Below are 21,071 nucleotides of genomic sequence, written 5' to 3'. Positions count from 1 at the left end.
TCATTCCTAATTTTTTATTCATCTCTAAGCCTTTTCATTCTTGAATGTAAATGTTAAAATGAAAGAACTTAGGAGGTCATTATGATAAATCAAAGAATTACAAAATTAAGACAACTTATGAAAGAAAGAGGAATCGATCTTTATATCATTCCAACCAGTGATTTTCATCAAAGTGAATATGTAGGAAGTTACTTTGAAGCTCGTCATTATATGTCTGGATTTAGCGGTTCTGCTGGAACTCTTATCGTAAGACAAGAGGAAGCTTATTTATGGACAGACGGTCGTTATTTTATTCAAGCAGAAAAAGAACTTGCCGGTAGTTGTATTCAATTAATGAAAATGCGTACACCGGGTGTTCCTACTATTAAAGAATATGTTGAAAAATATCCAGAAGCAACCATTGGTTTTGATGGGCGCGTAATGCCCTATAATCAATGTCTTTTCACAAATACCATTCAAGCCAATGAAGATCTTGTAGATCTTATTTGGCAAGAGCGTCCTGAACTTTCCCATGAAGAAGTTTATTTATATGATACAAAATATTGTGGTGCTTCTAGAAAAGAAAAATTAGAAATCATTAGAGAAGAAATGAAAGATGCGAAATATCATTTAGTGACAACTTTAGATGATATTGCTTGGATCTTTAATATTCGCGGTAATGATGTTTTATGCAACCCTGTTGCTTTAGCGTATGCTTTAATTGAAAAAGAAAAAGCATACCTTTATTTAAGAAAAGAAGCTGTAAGTCAAGAAGTCATTGATGAATTATTAAAAGATCAAATTAAAGTTAAAGATTATTTTGATATTTATGAAGATGTTAAAAATATCAATGGTAAAGTTCTTTTAGATACAAAATCAGTAAACTATACATTAGTTAATTCTATTAATATAGATAATGTCATCGATCAAACAAATCCAAGTCAATTACTTAAATCAATTAAAAACGATACAGAAATCAAAGCGACAAAAGATGCTCATTTACATGATGGTATTGCTGTTACTAAATTTATGTATTGGTTAAAAACAAATATTGGAAAAATAGAAATGGATGAACTTTCTATCTCTAATAAACTTTTAGAATTTAGAAAACAACAACCAAATTTCAAAGATATTTCCTTTACAACCATTTGTGCATATCGTGAAAATGCAGCTTTAATGCATTATCATCCAACAGAAAAACAATATTCTAAAGTAGAAGCTTCACATCTATTATTAATTGATAGTGGTGGACAATACTTAACAGGAACAACAGATATCACTAGAACATTCGTTTTAGGTGAAATGACGCAAGCAGAAAGAAAAGATTTCACAATTGCTTTAAAAGCCATGTTTAGATTACAAAATGCGCATTTTATTGAAGGTGTAACAACTGGTGCCAACTTAGATATTTTAGCTCGTGGTGTTATCTATGATTATGATTTAGATTATCGTTGTGGAACAGGGCATGGTGTTGGTCATTTCTTAAATGTTCATGAAGGACCTAATGGACTTCGTCCAAAAAGCTTATATGGTCATGAAGCATGTATCGTTCCAGGCATGATTACAACAGATGAACCAGGTGTTTATGTAGAAGGTAGTCATGGTATTAGACATGAAAACGAACTCTTATGTGTAAAACATACTGAAAATGAATATGGTACTTTCTTAAAATTTGAACCGATCACTTATGTTCCATTTGATATTGCTGGTCTAGATTTAGATTATTTATCAAATCATGAAATTGCTTCTATTAATGAATATCAACAATATGCCTTCGATCATATTAAAGATGCCTTAACTCAAGAAGAAAAAGATTGGTACTTAAATAACTTATTTATTAAATAACAAGAGAAATCTTGTTATTTTTTAAAGTTGATATAGTTTTAAACTATATCAAATAGTGAAAAATATGTATTTTACAATATCACTTATGTTTTTTATACTTTTAGTAACAACAAGGAGGAAGTAAAAATGAACGCACCTTATAAATATGATATTGTTGGAAGTTTTTTAAGAGATAAAGAAATTAAACAAGCAAGAGAAGAATTTTCTTTAGGTAAAATAACACTTCAACAATTAGAAGAAGTTGAAAATAAATCTATCGAAAATCTTGTTAATGAAGAAAAAGCTGTTGGTTTAAAAGCTGTCACTGATGGTGAATTTCGAAGAGCCTTTTGGCATTTAGATTTTCTATGGGATTTAAAAGGCGTAGAAAAAGTAGCCGTCGAACATTTTTCAATTGCCTTTAAAGGACATCAACCAAAAAGTCAAACTTTAGAAATTGTGGATAAAATCGATTTTCCCGAAGATCATCCATTTTTAAAACATTTTAAATTCATGCAAAGAGTATCTGGAGAAACAGAAGTTAAACAATGTATCCCTTCTCCTTCAATGCTTCATTTAATTTGTTGTATTAGAGAAGAAAACTATCAACCTATTGAAAGATATCAAGATAACGATGTTTTATTAAAAGATATCGCCTATGCTTATCAAAAAGCAATCAAAGCTTTTTATAATGCTGGATGCCGTTATCTTCAATTAGATGATACTTCATGGGGAGAATTTTGTTCAAAAGAAAAAAGAGAAGCTTACAAAGCAAGAGGAATTGATGTAGATGAACTTGCTAAAAAATATGTTGATATGATCAATCTCGCATTAGAAGCTAAACCTGATGATATGGTTATTACAATGCATATTTGTAGAGGCAACTTTAGATCAACATGGTTTACTTCAGGCGGATATGAACCAGTTGCTAAAACATTATTTGGGAATTGTCATGTTGATGGTTTCTTCTTAGAATATGATAGTGAACGTGCTGGTGGATTTGAACCTCTTCGCTATATTCAAAATCAAAAAGTTGTCTTAGGTCTTGTGACTTCTAAAGATGCTAAACTTGAAAACAAAGATGAAATTATTAAACGTATTCATGAAGCAGAAAAATATGTTCCATTAAATCAATTAGCACTGTCTCCACAATGTGGTTTTGCTTCAACAGAAGAAGGAAACTTACTTACTAAAGAAGAACAATGGAATAAAGTCAAACTTGTTAAAGAAATCGCTGAAGAAGTTTGGTAATAATAAAAGGAACTTTTCGTTCCTTTTATTATTTTATAACTGATTTTAATGTTTCATCTGTCATTGCAAAAGTTTCTGATACTTTTTGATAGATGATTTCTTCATCAATGTTCAATTCTTTTAAAAGTTTAAAAACCTTTTTTAAATCCTCTTTTCTTGTTTTATCCATTGCATCATTCATTAAGTTTTCAAAAACATCAAACAAATTAATATCATCACTGGATTCATTTTCAATACTTTCTAACAAAATCGATTTCATATCACGAGAACGACTTCTTTTATCACGATATAAAATATAAGCCTTTGCTACTCTTACATAGCCTTCTTCAATTAAAATTTCTTCAACTGTATCTTGAACAAGTTCTACTGTTGGTAAAGTACTTTCTTTTTCTTCTAATCTTTTTTCTACATCATGAGCAATAGCATATACTTTCTTTAATTCTACTTTATCAAAACATGCACTAAAGGCTTTATAAAGCGCTCCAGCAATCTTGTCTACTTCAAAGTCAACTAAACGCCCATCTCTTTTTCTAATACTTTTAATCATACAAAGTCTCCTATCTATATATAGTATAATGAAATTTTTATTTAATTTCATTAGATATGATATTTTTCTACATGGACTTGATAATTTTTATAAATTACTAAAATATAATCTTCTTTTAATTTTTCAACAATCCCATATCTAAAGACATCTTCTTGATTTAATTGATGCTTTTCTATTAATCGATGTTTGATTTCTTTTTCGTTATCAATTCTTGTCTTCCACCATTTTTTAGGTTTGACTTTAGATAATCTTAAATAGTCTTCTATTAATTCATCTTCATATTGTTCTTTTAAATAAAGATTGATATATTGGAATAATTCATCTAATTGAAAACCAAAGAATTTAAACTGTTGAGCTTGGTAAAATTCACCCAAATCTAAAAAGAAATAAAATGGTGACTTACATTGCCTTAAGACTTTATTCATTGTTATTGGCATTCTTCCTGAATTCCAATATTTTTGTAACATATCTTCAGCTAAATGTATTTTTTCAATATCTTCTTTAGATAAATCATGACTCTCTATTAATTCATAAGGCGCATGTTTTTCATAAATATAACCATATTTATTAGCTTCTTTTCTTAAACTTGTTCCTCTTAAAAGTTTTAAGAACCCTAATTGTAATTCCTTAGGATATAATCTAAAAACATCATCAAATGATTTTGAGAATCTTTGTAAGTTCTCTAGTGGCAATCCTGCAATTAAATCTAAATGAAAATCTATTTTATGATTTTGTTGGAGTTGTCGAATAACATCACATAGACGTTCAAAGTTTTGATATCTTTGAACAACTTTATTTGTTGGTTCATAAGTTGATTGAATACCGATTTCAAATCTAAGTAAACCATCAGGTGCTTCTTCATTAATAAAATCAATAATTCTTTGATCTAAAACATCCCCATTGATTTCAAATTGTAATTGTACTCCTGGATGACAGTTTTTAAAAACAAAGTCTAATATTTCTAAAGCATGTTCTGTTTTAGCGTTAAACGAGCGATCTAAAAGCTTAATTACTTTGACATCTGTATTTAAGATTGCTTTTAATTGTTGTTTTAAATAATCCATTGAAAAGAATCTTAATCCTTTTTCTAATGAAGATAAACAATATTGACATTGATAAGGACATCCTCTACTTGTTTCAAAATATAAGATCCTATTTTTCATATCTTTCATGTCTCTTTTTAATAAATAAGGAGACTCTAACGTTTCTAAATAACTTAAATCAACTGGTGGAATCAAGCGTGGATCTCGATGTTTTTTCGTACTAATACCTTGAAGCTTGACTTCTTCATTATTTTCCAAAGCTGTCAATAATTGATTTAAAGCAACTTCACCTTCACCAGCCATAATATAATCAATTTCAAACTCATCTAAAAAATGATCTATTTCATAAGTAACCTCTGGTCCACCAACAATAATCTTTAATTCTGGTTTTCTTTCCTTTAATAAATGACATAATTTTTGAATATGATCCACATTCCAAATATAGACACTTAAACAAAGAATATCTAAATCCATTGATAAAAGATCATCTACGATATGATTTAAATCATCTTTAATGGTATATTCTTTAAAATCAATATCATGATCATCTTTACAAGCTACATAAAGAAGTCTTAACGCTAATGATTTATGGATAAATTTTGAATTTAATGTTGTGATTAATGTTTTCATAATTACTCTATATAAAAATCTAGAGAAAACTCTAGATTTTTAATCTTTCTTAAATTTTGGAATAACGTTTTTATATAAACAATACTCTTCTAACGTCCAGTTTTGATCTTTAATTTCCTTAGCCACTTTTTTACCTACATAACGTAAATGCCATGGTTCATGAGAAATTCCTGTAATACCATCCGTTCCTTCTGTAAAACGAACAATAAATCCATATTTTGCACAGTTTTCAACAACCCATTTATATTCTGTTGTATCTCCAAAGACAAGTCTTTGTTTATCAACGACACTTTGAGAAGTCATATCAATACCAAGTCCTGTTTGATGTTCACTTGCTCCTGGAGTAGCTACATATTCAGCAGCATAAGCACCACCATATTTTTGTTCAGTTTCTTGATAGATTTTTTCTTGTTCTTCATATGAACGATAACCACTATTTAATAATAAATACATACCTTCTTTTTTAGCATCTTTGATCATTTTAACTAAAGCTTCGGCTGCAACTTTTCTAAGTTGTGGATGATCACATGTTGGCGCTACATATTCACTATCTAATTCTACTAAATCTTTTGGTTCATAATCATTTAAATAGAATCCTTTTTTTACAAGAGTTAAATAATCATCTGGATTGGCAATATTATATTTAGCATTTGTTTGACCATTACTTGAAACAATAAATGGATAATTAACAATATTAACAGCATAATTATAATCTTTAACAGTATTATATTGTGCTATATAATCATTGATTTTCTTTAAATCATATCCTTTTACTTTTCTAAAAGGAGCTGTTTGACTATTTGTAAGTTTATTGTCTATTAAAAATTGAAGATCACTTTTACCAGCACCATCTTTTAACATTGACCAAATTGTTTTTTCACTATAACCCATTGATTTTAATGAAGGCGCTTGATTTTCAAAAATATAATTAACAACATCAACGATATCTTCATAATTCATATCTTTATGTAAAGAATAGAATTGTTCATATTCATCATAAAGAGCTACTTTATTTGAATTATCGATCCATTTTAAAATATGTTTCATCTCATCATGTGATAACAATTCTTTTTCTTCATCATTATCAAATGATTTTACTAATTCACTAGTTGTTGACCAAGAGTAACCTTTCATCAAAAATTGAATTCTATTAAAATTAAAATAAATAATAATTCCTAAAATAACAACCACTGCTGCAATTACAGCAATCACAGTACGTCCTACTTTTAAACGTCTTCTTGAACTACTATAAGAACTGTAATAACTATAATCTGTTTTTTTCTTAAATAATCCCATTTCTTTTTTTCACCTCTATTAATGTATCGCTATTATAGAAAATATAGATACTACTTACAATCCTTTTTTAAATAGTTTTTTCTACCAATTTCATATAAATCATTTCCTAAATGATCAATCACTACAACTAATGGCATATTTTTAACTTTTAACTTACGAATTGCTTCCGGTCCTAAATCATCAAAAGCAATCACTTCACATTCTTCTATACATGAAGACATCATCGCTCCAGCACCACCAATAGCACCAAAATAAACGCCATGATAGTCAACAATGGCTTTTTTAACTGCATCACTTCGATACCCTTTACCAATCATCGCATGTAAGCCAAGTTTAATAAGTCTAGGTGAATAAGCATCCATTCTTCCTGAAGTAGTTGGTCCACCACTGCCAAATACTTGACCTGGTTTTGAAGGTGTTGGGCCAACATAAAAAATCGTTTGATCTTGGATATTGAAAGGAAGTTCTTTTCCTTCATCCAATAATTGAATCAATCTTTTATGAGCAGCATCTCTTCCTGTATAAATCGTTCCACTTAAAAAAACTTCATCTCCAGCTTTTAGCTGTTTAATTTTATCAACTGTTAATGGTGTTTCTAAATAAATCATAACGAAACCTCCTTATGACGTGAGACATGACAACAAATACTAACAGCGACTGGCATTCCTGCAATATGTGTAGGGAAAGTTTCAATATTTAAAGAAAGAGCTGTTGTCTTTCCTCCATAACCAGCAGGGCCAATTCCTGTTTCATTGATCATTTGTAATAATTCATCTTCTAAAGAAGCATATCTTTGATCTGAATGATGACTTCCAATTTCACGAATCATGGCCTTTTTAGCAAGCATTGTCACTTTATCAAAAGAACCTCCAATACCTACACCAATAACCATTGGTGGGCAGGCATTTGGTCCTGCATCATTGACCACTTTCATCACAAAATCCTTAATTCCTTGAAGTCCATCACTTGGTTTTAACATCTTAATTTGGCTCATATTTTCTGAACCAAATCCTTTAGGCGCTAAAGTAATATGAAAAGTATCCCCCTCAACAATATCATAATAAATAATTGCTGGAGTATTATCTTTTGTATTAGTACGTTCAAACAAAGGATCTTTAACAACTGATTTTCTTAAATACCCCTCTGTATATCCTTGTCTTACTCCTTCTTGAATTGCTTCATTTAAACTGCCACCTGTAATATGTACTTCTTGTCCCATTGTCACATAAACAAAAGCCATTCCTGTATCTTGACAAATAGGCATTTGTTTTTCTTGTGCCAACTTTGCATTATCCATTAATACTTGTAATGTTTTTTGGGCAAGTGCACTATCTTCTTCATCATGTTTTTGTGATAATGCTTTTTCAACATCTTGAGGTAAAATAGTTGCTGCTTCTATACACATTTTTTTAATTGCATCTGTAATTGTTGAACATGTTATTTCTCTCATATGTATCTCCTATTCAATAATATTATCTTTTACATCAGGATAATAAATAGAATAATATCTAAGTGACATTAATTCCATTGTTGTAAGTAAATTATGTTTACCTGTTTTTTTATATTTTGAATCACCTATTTCAATAATATAATTTGGTTCAAAACCAAAATCAAAGCTCTTATCATTGGTAATCACAACAACTTTCGCATTTGATTTTTTAATATATGAAATCATCTTTTGACTCCCATTAAAAATATGACCACTTACTGTTAAGATAATAGCTACACTATTTTCATCTAACTCCTTAGCACATTGAAGCTGACTTGTTTGTTCCATATAAGCCATTGTGAACTTCTCTAACATCAATAAATCAGTTTGAAAATGTAAAGCAACAGAATGTGAAAACTGTGTTCCAAAAAAAGCTACGTTATCACTATCATGAATCAGTTTTAAAACCTCATCGATTACATTCCAATCTAAATAAGAAGAAAGTTGATTTAAAGATGTACAAATTTGTTGGCTATAATAAGCTGTACTTTCTTCTGGATGATCTTTCATCATATCTAAAGGAACATTAATTAAATTATTAAACTTTCTTGATGTTGAACTAAACCACGCACACTCTTGTTTTAAATGAGCATAATTTTCATAACCAAGTGTTCTACAAAAACGAGAAATGGTTGCTGGAGACACAAAACATTCGCTCGCAAGTTTAGAAATTCCCATATGAGCTACTTCTGAAATATGATGTGCCATATACCAGGCAATGTTATAATTTGTATCTGTTTCATTGGCGCTATCTAAATATATTAATAATCTATAAAATAAATTTTTCATGTCATCCTCCCCTATTCTACAATATTATACACTAAATTCATCTTTATGCTTATATAAATTTGTGATAACAAATCACATATTTTTTTACATTTGTAACTTTTTTTAACTATTTTTTATTTATATATTAAATCTGTAGAAAGAAAATAGATTTTACTATTCATATTCCCTCTATTATCTTTCTATATTATTCTTATCCTCCCAAATAAGAATAACATAAAAGGCATCTTGATGTCTTTTTTCTTTTTCTTATAATAAAGAAAAAGGAGATCAATATAATGTTAAAAGAATTCAAAGAATTTGCCTTAAAAGGCAACATGATTGATTTAGCTGTTGGGGTTATTATCGGTGGTGCTTTTAATTCATTAGTCACTTCTCTTGTAGAAAACATCATTATGCCTATTTTAAGTTTAGTTACAGGTAAGATCGATTTTTCTAATCTATTTATTGCTTTAGATGGAAATACATACAAAACATTAGCTGCTGCTCAAGCAGCAGGGGCATCTACTGTCAATTATGGTTTATTTATTACTGGTTTACTTAACTTCATTATTATGGCTTTTGTCATCTTTATGATTGTTAAAGCAATGAACAAGTTAAGATCTAAAACTGAAAAACCAGTAGAAGAAAAACCGACAAAGAAGATTTGTCCTTATTGTCAAAGTGAAATTTCTATTAAAGCATCTCGTTGCCCACACTGTACAAGTCAATTAGAAAAGTAAAAAAACTCTCTGTAATGTACTCATTACAAAGAGTTTTTTAATAAATTTTATATTGCATTATTTATGTGATATTTAAGAGAGGAAAAATATCGGTGCATGTTATAAATAATGCTATTGATTCAATTAATTATTTATTTTTTTGTTTTTCTTCAATTTCTTTTAACATATCAATACGTACTTGGTGTCTTCCACCTTCGTATTCACCTGATAGCCATGCATCTACGATCATTTTTGCAAGTTCAATTCCTACAACTCTTGCCCCAAAGGCTAACATGTTTGTATTGTTATGTTGTCGTGATAAAAGTGCACTATAGGGTTCACTACATGTTACACATCTAATTCCATTGACTTTATTAGCCGCTAATGAGATCCCTACTCCTGTTCCACAAATAACGATTCCTTTATCTACTTCTCCATTTACCACTGCATTTGCTACTGCTTCTCCTGATACAGGATAGTTGAATCTTTCTGTACTATCTGTTCCATAGTTGACTACTTCATATCCATATTTTTCTTCTATATATTTTTTGATTTCTTTTTTGTATTCTACTGCTACATGATCATTTCCAATTCCTATTTTCATTTTTATAATCCTCTTAATTCTTTGATAGTTTCTTGATAACTTCTTCCTTTTCCAAATAAAGCACTTGTTCCTAAAATAAATCCCTTAACTCCTATTTTAGACAACATTTCTATTTTCTCTGGCGAACATGCTCCATCGATCATGACATCATATCCTCCATAGTTCTTTGCTTCTTCTACAAACTTTTTAAATTTTGGTGTTACAAAATCTAAATATTTTTGTCCTGCAAATCCTGGATTCACACTCATCAACATTACATAGTCACATAAATAAAGTAAATCCTTTACTGTTTCAAAGGTTGTCCCTGGATTCACTGCAATCCCTGCTTTGGCTCCTGCACCCTTGATCATTTGTAATGTTCTACAGGCATGTGGATCTGTTTCTGGATGAATATAGATGATTTTCGCTCCTAGTTTAGCAAACTTTTCTACATATTTTGCTGGTTCTTCAATCATTAGATGAACATCACATGGTTTTGTGGCTGTCTTGCAGATATATTCAATATCTTGTAGTCCCATTCCAAAGTTTGGTACATAACTTCCATCCATGACATCTAAATGAAAGATATCTATTCCACCCTTTTCTAGATTTTCAATTTCCGTTTTTAATGATGCAAAATCTGCACACATCATACTTGGACATAATAACTTTTCCATATAAATGCTCCTATTTATGAATTTCAATAATAGTATCAGTTATCGTTTTATTCCCTTCGCATGATTTTACAGAAGAATATTCTTGAGAATTAGTAACGACAAATAAAACTGTAGCATCATATCCACTTTCTTTGACACCATCAAAGTCAACTTCCAAAAGTTTATCTCCTTGTTTTACTTTGTCTCCTTGCTCTTTTAAAGCATTAAAATACTTTCCATTTAATTCAACTGTATCAATTCCTACATGAATAAGAATGTCTACACCATCATCTGTAGTAATACCAATAGCATGTTTAGTAGGAAAAAAAGTTTTTATTACTCCATTTACAGGAGATACTAAAGTATTTTCTTCAGCAATAATTCCTACTCCTTTTCCTAATGCTTCTTCTTTAAATAACGGATCATTTGTTTTAGTTATATCAATAACACTCCCCTTAATTGGGGAACAAATATTATAATTTTCTACTTTTTTTGCTTTAAATTTACCAAATATCATCTTTCTTCTCCTTATTTTAAAAACGAGTACACTGTTAGTGACTCGCTTTTTGTAATTTCTATCTATAATTCAGTAATTATTGAAACTTTTTCATTTAATTTTGTATCATTTTTATCCGAAATTACAATTACATCATCTAAATCAAATGCTTTTACATTTGATAACTTATGAAACTTAGAACTGTCACATACAAGATAAATTTGATCTGAATGTCTTTTTACCATTCTCTTTTTTGTTGCTTCTTCTATAGTAGGTGTTGTAACACCTAATGTTTCATCTATTCCATTAGCTCCTAAGAACGATTTATTAAAATATAGGTTTTTTAATAAATCTTCTGTAAATGGGCCAGTTAATGAAGAAGTGATGGGATTATATCTACCTCCAAGCACAAATATATCAGCTATTACATTTTCATTTATAGAAAAAACATCTGTATTCGTAGTATAAATCGTAATTTTTTTTCCGATAATATATTTTAAAATCATTGTACATGTTGACCCTGAATCAAGATATATTGTATCTCCATCTACAATTAATTCAGATGCCATTCTAGCAATTTTTTCCTTTTTTTCACTTTCTAATGTATTTTTCGTTGAAATCGGTATTTCTCCAATTGTAGATATTTTTTTAAAAGCTCCACCAGAGAAAGATTCTATTTTTCTATTTTTTTCAAGTTCCTTTAAATCTCTTCTCAAAGTTGAAACGGATACACCGTCAAATATTTTTTGTAATTCGTCTATTTTTACAAGTTCATTTTCTTCAATAATACTTAAAATTTTCTTTTGTCTTTCATATGGAATCATATTTTAAATACACCTGCTTCCTGTTTATAAGGATAACATATTTTCCATAATTTATAAAACAATACTATGCGAGTTTGTCTTCTTTGTTTGTAAACACATATCCTAATACTGCACCAACAATAGTAGCAATTAATAAACCAATTGCACCATGAATAACATTTGCGTTATTTACGATGAATGCCGGGAAAGTTGTAACACTACCAAAAACAAATGCATTTGTAACAACTTTCATCAATCCTAAATAAGCGCCACCTACAGCACTACCAATAATTTGTGCTAAGAATAATTTCTTATTTTTTACTAACATACCAAATAAAGTTGGTTCAATAATTGCAGATAATGCAATTGTGATAATACCAGTTAATGAAAATCCTTTTAATTGAGGATCTTTAGCTTTTAAATAAACACCTAAAGCTGTACCAATTACTGCAAAGTTACATGCAAATGTTAAAGGACAAATATAATCATAACCAAATTGAGAAATATTATTAATCATGATTGGATTGACTGCCCAATGTACACCAAAACTTACAAGGACACTCCATCCACCACCAATTAAGACACCAGTTAAAATACCACTACGTTCAATTAGCCAGTTAACAACATTTGCAATACCTTCTCCTACATAAACCCCAATTGGACCAATAACAATTAATGTTAATGGAACCATTACTACTAAAGATACAAGTGGAACGATAACTAATTTCAATGTTTCTGGAACTTTTCTATCTAAAAATTTATATAAGAAAGAATATGCCCAAATTGTAATAATGATAGGTAAAACTGTAGAGTTATAATTCATTAAAACTGTTGGAATGCCAAAGAATGAAGTTGTTGCTCCATTTCCAATATCACCCATTAATCCAATTAAATCTGGATGAAGTAAAGCAGCCCCAATAAGTGCTGAAATATAAGGACTTGCACCAAATCTTTTACCAGATGTAAATGCTAGTAGAACAGGCAAGAAATAAAACACTGCCATAGATGTTGAATATAAAATAGTATAAGTTCCACTACCTTCTTTAATCATTCCTAATTGTACTGCTAAAATCAATAAACCTCTTAAAATACCTGATCCAGCTAAAGCAGGTAATAATGGTGCGAAAATTGCAGAGATCGCTGAGAAAACTTTACTTATAATCCCTTCATCTTCATTACTTTCTGCCATTTCAACATTTCCGTTACCTTTTACTAATTTTTCAAATTCTTCAAAAACATGAGGAACTTCAATTCCAATAAGCACTTGATATTGTCCTGCTTTATTGATGACATTAACAACACCATCAACCGCCTTAACATCTTCATCATTTGCTAATGTTTCATCTTTTAAATTTAATCTTAAACGTGTTGCACAATGTGACATATTTGATATATTTTCAACACCACCAACATGCTCAAGAATACCTTTTGCAGTTTCTTTATAATTCATTTTTTTCTCCTCCTTTAAAGAATCCAAGCATTAACTTACTAGCTGCAATAGCATCATTTCTATCTATAATAGATTGAATATAGTCTAATCCAACTTTATCTATTAAGTTATTCATATAATTAATCATTTCAATATTTCTTTCACATTCTGCTGCAGCTTCTTCAATAACAGGGAATGTATCAAAATAAATTGCATTTTTATAACCATGTTTTTTAAAATAATATAGCATTTCTAATGTCTTAAATGGAGTTGATGTTCCAATCATTAAACCATCATCATGTACACCGTAACCATCATTTAAATGAATACCATATAATTTATTTCGACTTCCAAAAATATCTGCAGCAAATGCAGGATTTTCATGTTTCATTAACATATGACAATAATCTAATGTCACTCCAATATTATCTCTATTAATATCATTTAACATCATACCTGTAACACCCATTGAATCAATAAATGCATATGATCTTTCTTCATATGGTTTATATTCAATGCTTATTTGTAAATCAGGTGCATAATCACAAACTTCTTGGAATGCATGAACTAATTGATCCCAAACTCTTTTATAGTTGATTTGAAAGCTATAATCAAAACCATCAAAACCTAGCCATATTGTAACAACTTTTCCCCCTACAGCTCTACAATAATCTGCAGCATCTTTACATAATTGAAGTGCATCTTTTGCAAGCTCGGGATCAGAATTTCCTAATTCACCATTAATAAATTTATTTCTAAATCTAAGTGCAACACCATTTAATTTTAAATCATATTTATTTAATAATGATTTCATGGTATTTGCATCATAACCTTTAACATGTTCCGGATAATTTAAATCAACATATCCTAATCCAACTTTTTTAAAATCTGAAAATGATTTTTCTAAATCATATCCTTCAATTCTTAAATAAGAATTAATTCTTGTTGCTAATTTCATTTTTTTCATTACCTCCCTTTGACAGTTTCAATATTAGCACATCAAGATAGCGTTTTCAATCATTTTATTTCAATTTTTTTCATATTTTTTCATTATTTTTCTTAAGTTTATGAAAATTAATGATTTTAGCCATGTGTTTAATAGATATATTTGATTATTTTTGAAATATTTTGATTTTATTTTCATATTTTTTCATAAGTAACTATTCATCCCATAAAAAAATACAAAAGAACTTTTTTATAAAAGGATCTTTTGTATTTTTTACTTTAATAATATTTTCACAAGACAATTTAATGATTGATTATGATTATATTTTTTTAATACCAAACGTCTTTACTTTTTCTAACTTTTAAACAAAAACAAACGATTTCATATAATACGTAATTTAGCTTACTCAAATACTTATATTCAATAATTAACACATTAACTATAAAAAATTAACGTAATTATTAATAGTGCAACAAAAAAGTAAATCATTATAATTTATTTATCTATAAAACACAAAAAAACATCGATTACTCGATGTCTCTTACATTTGGTGCGGGCGACAGGAATCGAACCTGCACGCCGAAGGCGCTAGATCCTAAGTCTAGTGCGTCTGCCAGTTCCGCCACGCCCGCATTGAAATGGTGACCCGCAGGCGACTCGAACGCCTGACCCTCTGATTAAAAGTCAGATGCTCTACCAACTGAGCTAGCGGGTCAAAATATGGTGCCGGCTAAAGGACTTGAACCCTCAACCTACTGATTACAAGTCAGTTGCTCTACCAATTGAGCTAAGCCGGCATTTAAAAAAATGGTGGAGGTTAACGGACTCGAACCGCTGACCCTCTGCTTGTAAGGCAGATGCTCTCCCAACTGAGCTAAACCTCCAAAAATGGTGACTCGTACGGGATTCGAACCCGTGAATGCATGCGTGAAAGGCATGTGAGTTAACCGTTTCTCCAACGAGCCACATGGCGCTTGAAGTAGGACTCGAACCTACGACCGATCGGTTAACAGCCGATTGCTCTACCAACTGAGCTATTCAAGCAACTTAACAGTGCTCATTTATATTAGCATCCTTTTTCTAATAAATCAACCCTTTTTTAAATTTTTTTAAAAAAATTTAATTTTATGTCAAAAACCGTTTCTTCTTGTAATATTATATACCATTCTATATTTGATTAATGGTATAATTATATAAACATATAATATAAGGAGGATCCTATGGACCAACAAAGAGAACAGGCAAGTCAAATCGCACATGAATTTATTGTTTATCAAGAAAGTGAACAAGCAGATATTGATGCAAAAGATCATCAATTCGATGCTTTATGGCAAAGTATATATGATGTATGTAAACTTATTAAATTTGGAATAATAGAAGATATTACTGAAGAAGAATTTGAGGAAGCCTACGCTTGGTTAAAAACCACTCAATCTCTTACAGAAGATTATCAAGAATTAGAATTAGAATTTTAAGGAGATCAAAAATGGAAAAATATTTAATTGTGACAGACACAACAAGTGCAATGGATCAAGAAATTGCACAAAAAAACGGAATCGAACTTATTTCATTAAGTGTCATCGTTGATGGTCATGAATATAAAGATCAAATCGATATTTCAACCAAACAACTTTATGACTATTTAAGAGATGGTAAAATTCCTTCAACAAGTCAGCCAAATACAGGTTATCTTGTTGAACAAATGGAAAAATGGCAAGAAGAAGATTATGAAGCAATCATTATTATTACTTGCTCTGCAGATTTATCAGGAACAAACAACGGTTTCCATCTTGCTAAAGATACCGTTGGTTTAGATAATGTTTATATTTATGATAGTCGCCAATTAGGTGCTCCTGTTATGGATATGGCTATTTGTGCAAAACAACTTGCAGATGAAGGAAAAACTGTTGATGAAATTTTTGCTGCTTTAGAAGAAAAAACAAATCATTCTTTTTCGTTCCTTTATCCAGATAACTTTAAACAACTTTCACGTAGTGGAAGATTATCACCAATGGCAGCCAGAATGGCATCGATGTTAAAAATCAAAGCTTTGCTTTGTTTAGATGAACAAGGTAAAGCAGTTGATAAATATACAATGGCTAGAACTGAAGTAAAAATCTTAAAATCGATTGTTGATAAATTCCATGAATTAGGTGTTAACGCTAAACAACACAAGATTTATATTTCACACGCTGATAATGAAATTTTTGCTAAAAAAGCAAAATTATTATTTCAAACAACCTTCCATGGTATTGATGTAGAAATCAATTATTTGCCTGCTGTTTTAACATGCCATGGTGGTCTTGCCTGTTGTGCAATTCATACTACATATAAAATTTAAGGAGTGATTAATGATGAAAGTTGTTGATATGCATTGTGACACTATTTTAAAACTTTATGATGATTTACATCATGGTAAAGAAGGTTCTTTATTAGAAAATGACGGTCATATTGATTTAAAGAAAATGCAAAAAGGAAATTATTTACTTCAAAACTTTGCGATGTTTGTCGATTTAAGTGAAAATCCTCAACCTTTTTTAAAAGCAAATCAACTCATTAACCATTATTATCATGAAATAGAAAAATATCCTGAACTCATTAAACCTGTCTTTTGTTATCAAGATATTATCGACCATCAACAAGCAGGTATCATGTCTTCTCTTCTAACATTAGAAGAAGGTGCTGTTGTAGAAAATGATTTATCACTACTTGAACATTATTATAGATTAGGCGTTAGAATGATTACTTTGACATGGAATCATGTAAATGGCATTGGACACCCTAACCTTTCTAATATTTCTTGTTATGAAGATATGTTTAAAATCAATGATCACGATGGTTTAACACCTTTTGGTTTACAATATATTAAAGAAATGGAACGTTTAGGAATCATTATTGACGTTTCTCATTTAAGTGATGCTGGATTTTATGATGTTTATCATCATACAACAAAACCTTTCGTTGCCTCTCATAGTAACGCTCGTCAAGTATGTGGTGTCGCTAGAAATATGTCAGATGACATGATTTTAAAACTTGCTAGTCGTGGAGGCGTTATGGGAATCAACTTCTGTAGTGATTTTTTAACTACCGAAGGTACTCATCAAACAAGTTATATTAAGGATATGGTTCAACATATTTTATATATCAAAAATCTTGCAGGTATTGATTGTATTGGTTTAGGAAGTGACTTTGATGGTATTGGATCCAAGCTTGAAATGAAGGATGCAAGTGGTTATCAAATGTTATATGGTGCTTTAATTGAAGCTGGATTATCTATTGAAGAAATTGAAAAGATTTTTTATAAAAATGTCTTACGTGTTTATAAAGCAGTTTTGAAATAGGATTGGAAACAATCCTATTTTTAAAAAAACAAAAAAATGCGTATCTCTATCTCATCATTTTAGAAAAATAATGTTATAATAGCTAAATGGGAGGGACTACTTATGTATATTAAAGATGATGAAATTAATAAGTATTTTAATGAGCCCAATTGGAAAGTAGCTCATAACTTATTTCAACATAATACAATATCTAACATGTCTGTTATTAAAGATGGTCAAATTTACCAAATCGTAGGAAGTACTAATGTTAATGGTAAAATTGATACCGCTACAATTCAAGTTGATACAGGAGGACATATCCTCGAATTTAACTGTGATTGTAATCACTGTAAGCCTAATGAACTGGCATGTGGACATATAGGTGCTATTTTATTAAAATTTTACGGTCTTGAAGCAAGTGATTTACCTTATTCTTTCAATCAAAAAGGAAATTACGCTGATCAATTACAAGCACTTCAAGCAAAAAAAGAAGCCGCACATTTAAAAGAACAAGCTAATTTAACTTTTTCATTAATTGAACAATATAAAAATCAACATCGTTTACATCAATTACAACTTAATCAACACATTCATTTAATACCACAAGTAAAAAGTACATTTAATCGATTAAGTTTATCTTATAAGATTGCTAGCGATAGAAGTTATACAATTAAAAACTTAAATACTTTTATTCAAAATGTAAAAGCAAACGAAATTGTTGAATATGGAAATGCTTTAGTTACCGATCATAACTCTAAAGCCTTTGATAGTTCTTCATTAAAACAAATTCGTTTTATTAAAGAATATTTTCATTTAAAAGATGATGATCGTAGTATTAGAATCACATCAGATAATATTGATGATTTTTTTCTAACACATTATGATAATTTAGATATCAACATTAACTTTACAACAATCGATTTACAAAACTTCATTTTAGAAATCCAAAAAGATGAAGATTATACAACCATCAAATACAAAGAACCTGATGGTATTACTATCATCGGTCATCAATATATCTATTATTTCGATCACTATACCCTTAATAGATATTCAAAAGAATGTAGCAATGCGCTAAGGCCTTTACTTACACATTTAGAAAATAATTCACTTACAATTCCAAATAACGAATTACCACATTTTTCTAAATATATCATTGATTCTGTTGTTCCTTATGTCGAATTTACAGGAGATGATATCGATGAATATCTACCTATGGATATTTCTTTATTAATTTATGTCGATTTAAATAACAACAACGAATTATCTGTTACATTAGATTATCGAGATGATCAAGGAAATACAATCTTAGAAAACCCTAAAGATCTAGTACTTCCATTAAAATTAGATGGTGTTATTCAAACACTACAAAAATACCTAGAATATGATGAAATCACACAAATGTATTATCTTTATAATGAAGAAGATATTTATGATTTCATTACTCGTGTTTTACCTTCACTTAATAATGATTGTGAAATTTATATTAGTGAAGAAATCAAACAAATGAATAAACCTAAAAATATGAAATTAAATATCGGTGTTCGTTTACAAAATGATTTATTAAAAATCGATATTAATAGTATCAACGTTGATAAAGAAGAAATTAAAGATATTTTATATGCTTTTCAACACAAAAAGAATTATCATCGTTTAAAAAATGGGGAATTTATTAATTTAGATGATGATAGTATCAAAGATTTAGATTTATTATTTAATGATTTAAATATTGAATATAACGATTTAAAAGATGGTGAAGTTGAAGTTGATAAATATCATTCACTTTATTTAGAAAACTTTATGAACAGTTCATCATTACATTTCAACAGAGATCAACATTTCCAAGACTTGATTTCTCATATTGAAGAAAAAGATCCTGAAGATATTCAAGTTCCACAAAATTATTCTAAGATTTTAAGAGACTATCAAGTTCAAGGATTTAAATGGTTAAAAACAATGTCAGAATATGGCTTCGGTGGTATCTTAGCTGATGATATGGGGCTTGGTAAAACATTACAAGTCATGACATTGATTGAAGATGGTATCGGTGAAAATCATGTCAGTCTCGTTGTTGCTCCTGCAACCTTGATTTATAACTGGCAAGATGAAATCAAAAAATTCTCAAAGAAATTAAAAACAGTTTGTATTACTGGAAATATTGCTCAAAGAAAGAAATTAATTGAAAGCATTCCAGAATATGATATTGTTATTACTTCATATGATTATATTCGTAGAGATTATGAATTATATAAAGATTATCAATTCTATTATTTTATTTTAGATGAAGCTCAATATATCAAAAATCAAAGTACAAAGAATGCTCAAACTGTTAAATTAATTAATGGTAAATATCGTTTTGCTTTAACAGGTACTCCAATTGAAAATAGTTTAGCAGAATTATGGTCAATCTTTGATTTCTTGATGCCTCAATATTTATATAATTATCATCATTTCAAAGAAACTTACGAAATACCAATCATAAAAAATGAAGACCAACAAAAACAAGCAAAACTTAAGCAATTAGTTGAACCATTTATTTTAAGGAGAACAAAGAAAGAGGTTTTAACAGAATTACCAGACAAGATTGAAAACAATGTCATTATTCCTTTTACACCAGAGGAAGAAAAAGTATATCTTGCTAACTTATCAACAATTAATAGTGAATTACAAAGTGCTATTCAGGTAAATCATATCGATAAGATCCAAATTCTTGCAATGATGACAAGGCTTCGTCAATTATGTTGTGATCAACGTATTTTATATAAAGATATCATTGAGCCAAGTTCTAAACTTAAAGCTTGTATGGATATTATTGAAACAGCAAAAGAAAATAATCAAAAAGTCTTACTATTCTCTTCTTTTACTAAATCATTAGATTTAATCGAAGCTGAATTACGTAAAAAAGATATTTCTTATTATGTTTTAACTGGTTCAACAACAAAAATCAAAAGGCATCAACTTGTTAATGCCTTCCAAAACGATCAAACAACTGTCTTTTTAATCAGTTTAAAAGCAGGTGGTACTGGTCTTAACTTAACAAGTGCTTCTACCGTTATTCACTATGATCCATGGTGGAATATGTCTGCACAAAATCAAGCAACAGATAGAGCTTATCGTATTGGACAAACAAATAATGTTCAAGTTTATAAATTGATTATGAAAAATTCAATTGAAGAAAAGATTCAAAAACTTCAAGAACAAAAACAAGATTTATCGAATATGTTTATTGAAAACAATAATGGTTCTATTACCCAAATGTCTACTGCAGATATTATTGATTTATTTAAATAAA

At 29.4% G+C, this 21,071-nt stretch carries 19 protein-coding genes and 6 tRNA genes; 7 read left to right on the top strand and 18 right to left on the bottom strand.

The window, feature by feature from the left end; all coding sequences use genetic code 11:
• Window positions 1-81 precede the first annotated feature (81 nt).
• Both Fi14EGH31_RS01595 and Fi14EGH31_RS01590 read left to right on the top strand, forming a co-directional pair.
• Window positions 82-1,824, top strand: a complete 1,743-nt coding sequence (locus Fi14EGH31_RS01595) for a M24B family metallopeptidase (RefSeq protein WP_200765073.1) — start codon at window positions 82-84, stop codon at window positions 1,822-1,824.
• Window positions 1,825-1,950: 126 nt separating this feature from the next.
• A complete protein-coding gene (locus Fi14EGH31_RS01590; protein WP_200765072.1) occupies window positions 1,951-3,054 on the top strand; it encodes a 5-methyltetrahydropteroyltriglutamate--homocysteine S-methyltransferase in 1,104 nt (367 codons plus the stop codon).
• A gap of 28 nt (window positions 3,055-3,082) precedes the next feature.
• Here Fi14EGH31_RS01590 and Fi14EGH31_RS01585 read toward each other — a convergent pair whose 3' ends face one another.
• From Fi14EGH31_RS01585 to Fi14EGH31_RS01560, 6 genes are read right to left on the bottom strand one after another with little or no spacing between them, the layout of a single operon-like run.
• Window positions 3,083-3,601, bottom strand: coding sequence for an ATP cone domain-containing protein (locus Fi14EGH31_RS01585; protein WP_022002304.1), 519 nt, complete (start codon window positions 3,599-3,601; stop codon window positions 3,083-3,085).
• Window positions 3,602-3,651: 50 nt separating this feature from the next.
• Complete coding sequence (locus Fi14EGH31_RS01580; protein ID WP_200765071.1) at window positions 3,652-5,274, bottom strand: B12-binding domain-containing radical SAM protein; 1,623 nt, start codon at window positions 5,272-5,274, stop codon at window positions 3,652-3,654.
• A gap of 39 nt (window positions 5,275-5,313) precedes the next feature.
• Window positions 5,314-6,570 (bottom strand): M15 family metallopeptidase, encoded by a 1,257-nt coding sequence (locus Fi14EGH31_RS01575; protein ID WP_117480776.1) that lies wholly within the window; start codon window positions 6,568-6,570, stop codon window positions 5,314-5,316.
• A 50-nt stretch (window positions 6,571-6,620) separates the two neighbouring features.
• A complete protein-coding gene (locus tag Fi14EGH31_RS01570; RefSeq protein ID WP_022002307.1) occupies window positions 6,621-7,178 on the bottom strand; it encodes a Fe-S-containing hydro-lyase in 558 nt (185 codons plus the stop codon).
• Complete coding sequence (locus tag Fi14EGH31_RS01565) at window positions 7,175-8,020, bottom strand: fumarate hydratase (protein ID WP_117828747.1); 846 nt, start codon at window positions 8,018-8,020, stop codon at window positions 7,175-7,177. The genes Fi14EGH31_RS01570 and Fi14EGH31_RS01565 overlap by 4 nt, the downstream gene beginning before the upstream one ends.
• 9 nt (window positions 8,021-8,029) lie before the next feature.
• Window positions 8,030-8,848: a MurR/RpiR family transcriptional regulator gene (locus Fi14EGH31_RS01560; protein WP_022002308.1), complete on the bottom strand. Its 819-nt coding sequence runs from the start codon at window positions 8,846-8,848 to the stop codon at window positions 8,030-8,032.
• A gap of 275 nt (window positions 8,849-9,123) precedes the next feature.
• On the opposite strand from Fi14EGH31_RS01560, the gene mscL reads away from it, so the two are divergent.
• Window positions 9,124-9,567 (top strand): large conductance mechanosensitive channel protein MscL, encoded by a 444-nt coding sequence (gene mscL / locus Fi14EGH31_RS01555; RefSeq protein WP_117788649.1) that lies wholly within the window; start codon window positions 9,124-9,126, stop codon window positions 9,565-9,567.
• A 127-nt stretch (window positions 9,568-9,694) separates the two neighbouring features.
• On the opposite strand, the gene rpiB is transcribed toward mscL, so the two are convergent.
• From rpiB to Fi14EGH31_RS01495, 12 genes are all read right to left on the bottom strand, one after another.
• A complete protein-coding gene (gene rpiB / locus Fi14EGH31_RS01550) occupies window positions 9,695-10,150 on the bottom strand; it encodes a ribose 5-phosphate isomerase B (RefSeq protein ID WP_117574385.1) in 456 nt (151 codons plus the stop codon).
• Between the two features lie 2 nt (window positions 10,151-10,152).
• Entirely contained in the window at window positions 10,153-10,806 is a 654-nt protein-coding gene (locus Fi14EGH31_RS01545) for a ribulose-phosphate 3-epimerase (RefSeq protein ID WP_200765070.1), read from the bottom strand.
• Window positions 10,807-10,816: 10 nt separating this feature from the next.
• Window positions 10,817-11,302, bottom strand: coding sequence for a PTS sugar transporter subunit IIA (locus Fi14EGH31_RS01540; RefSeq protein WP_117788647.1), 486 nt, complete (start codon window positions 11,300-11,302; stop codon window positions 10,817-10,819).
• Window positions 11,303-11,364: 62 nt separating this feature from the next.
• A complete protein-coding gene (locus Fi14EGH31_RS01535) occupies window positions 11,365-12,105 on the bottom strand; it encodes a DeoR/GlpR family DNA-binding transcription regulator (protein ID WP_022002313.1) in 741 nt (246 codons plus the stop codon).
• Between the two features lie 64 nt (window positions 12,106-12,169).
• Window positions 12,170-13,534, bottom strand: a complete 1,365-nt coding sequence (locus tag Fi14EGH31_RS01530) for a PTS transporter subunit EIIC (RefSeq protein WP_200765069.1) — start codon at window positions 13,532-13,534, stop codon at window positions 12,170-12,172.
• On the bottom strand, window positions 13,524-14,471 hold the full coding sequence (locus Fi14EGH31_RS01525) for a sugar phosphate isomerase/epimerase family protein (protein WP_022002315.1): 948 nt from the start codon (window positions 14,469-14,471) through the stop codon (window positions 13,524-13,526). Before Fi14EGH31_RS01525 ends, Fi14EGH31_RS01530 begins: the two co-directional genes overlap by 11 nt.
• 536 nt (window positions 14,472-15,007) lie before the next feature.
• A tRNA-Leu gene (locus Fi14EGH31_RS01520) sits at window positions 15,008-15,091 on the bottom strand.
• A 7-nt stretch (window positions 15,092-15,098) separates the two neighbouring features.
• Window positions 15,099-15,174: transfer RNA gene (locus Fi14EGH31_RS01515), tRNA-Lys, on the bottom strand.
• A 6-nt stretch (window positions 15,175-15,180) separates the two neighbouring features.
• A tRNA-Thr gene (locus Fi14EGH31_RS01510) sits at window positions 15,181-15,256 on the bottom strand.
• Between the two features lie 11 nt (window positions 15,257-15,267).
• Window positions 15,268-15,343: transfer RNA gene (locus tag Fi14EGH31_RS01505), tRNA-Val, on the bottom strand.
• A gap of 5 nt (window positions 15,344-15,348) precedes the next feature.
• Window positions 15,349-15,424: transfer RNA gene (locus Fi14EGH31_RS01500), tRNA-Glu, on the bottom strand.
• A 3-nt stretch (window positions 15,425-15,427) separates the two neighbouring features.
• A tRNA-Asn gene (locus Fi14EGH31_RS01495) sits at window positions 15,428-15,503 on the bottom strand.
• Window positions 15,504-15,679: 176 nt separating this feature from the next.
• Here Fi14EGH31_RS01495 and Fi14EGH31_RS01490 point away from each other — a divergent pair.
• From Fi14EGH31_RS01490 to Fi14EGH31_RS01475, 4 genes are all read left to right on the top strand, one after another.
• Complete coding sequence (locus Fi14EGH31_RS01490; RefSeq protein WP_022001050.1) at window positions 15,680-15,934, top strand: hypothetical protein; 255 nt, start codon at window positions 15,680-15,682, stop codon at window positions 15,932-15,934.
• A gap of 11 nt (window positions 15,935-15,945) precedes the next feature.
• Window positions 15,946-16,800, top strand: a complete 855-nt coding sequence (locus Fi14EGH31_RS01485) for a DegV family protein (RefSeq protein ID WP_200765068.1) — start codon at window positions 15,946-15,948, stop codon at window positions 16,798-16,800.
• A gap of 13 nt (window positions 16,801-16,813) precedes the next feature.
• On the top strand, window positions 16,814-17,800 hold the full coding sequence (locus Fi14EGH31_RS01480; protein WP_107030508.1) for a dipeptidase: 987 nt from the start codon (window positions 16,814-16,816) through the stop codon (window positions 17,798-17,800).
• Window positions 17,801-17,902: 102 nt separating this feature from the next.
• Entirely contained in the window at window positions 17,903-21,070 is a 3,168-nt protein-coding gene (locus Fi14EGH31_RS01475; protein ID WP_200765067.1) for a DEAD/DEAH box helicase, read from the top strand.
• Window position 21,071 lies beyond the last annotated feature (1 nt).

It is taken from the genome of Faecalibacillus intestinalis, from assembly GCF_015097455.1.
GTDB lineage: Bacteria > Bacillota_I > Bacilli_A > Erysipelotrichales > Coprobacillaceae > Faecalibacillus > Faecalibacillus intestinalis.
The sequence above is the reverse complement of the archived record's forward strand: the minus strand, read 5'-3'. Positions and strand labels throughout refer to the sequence as shown.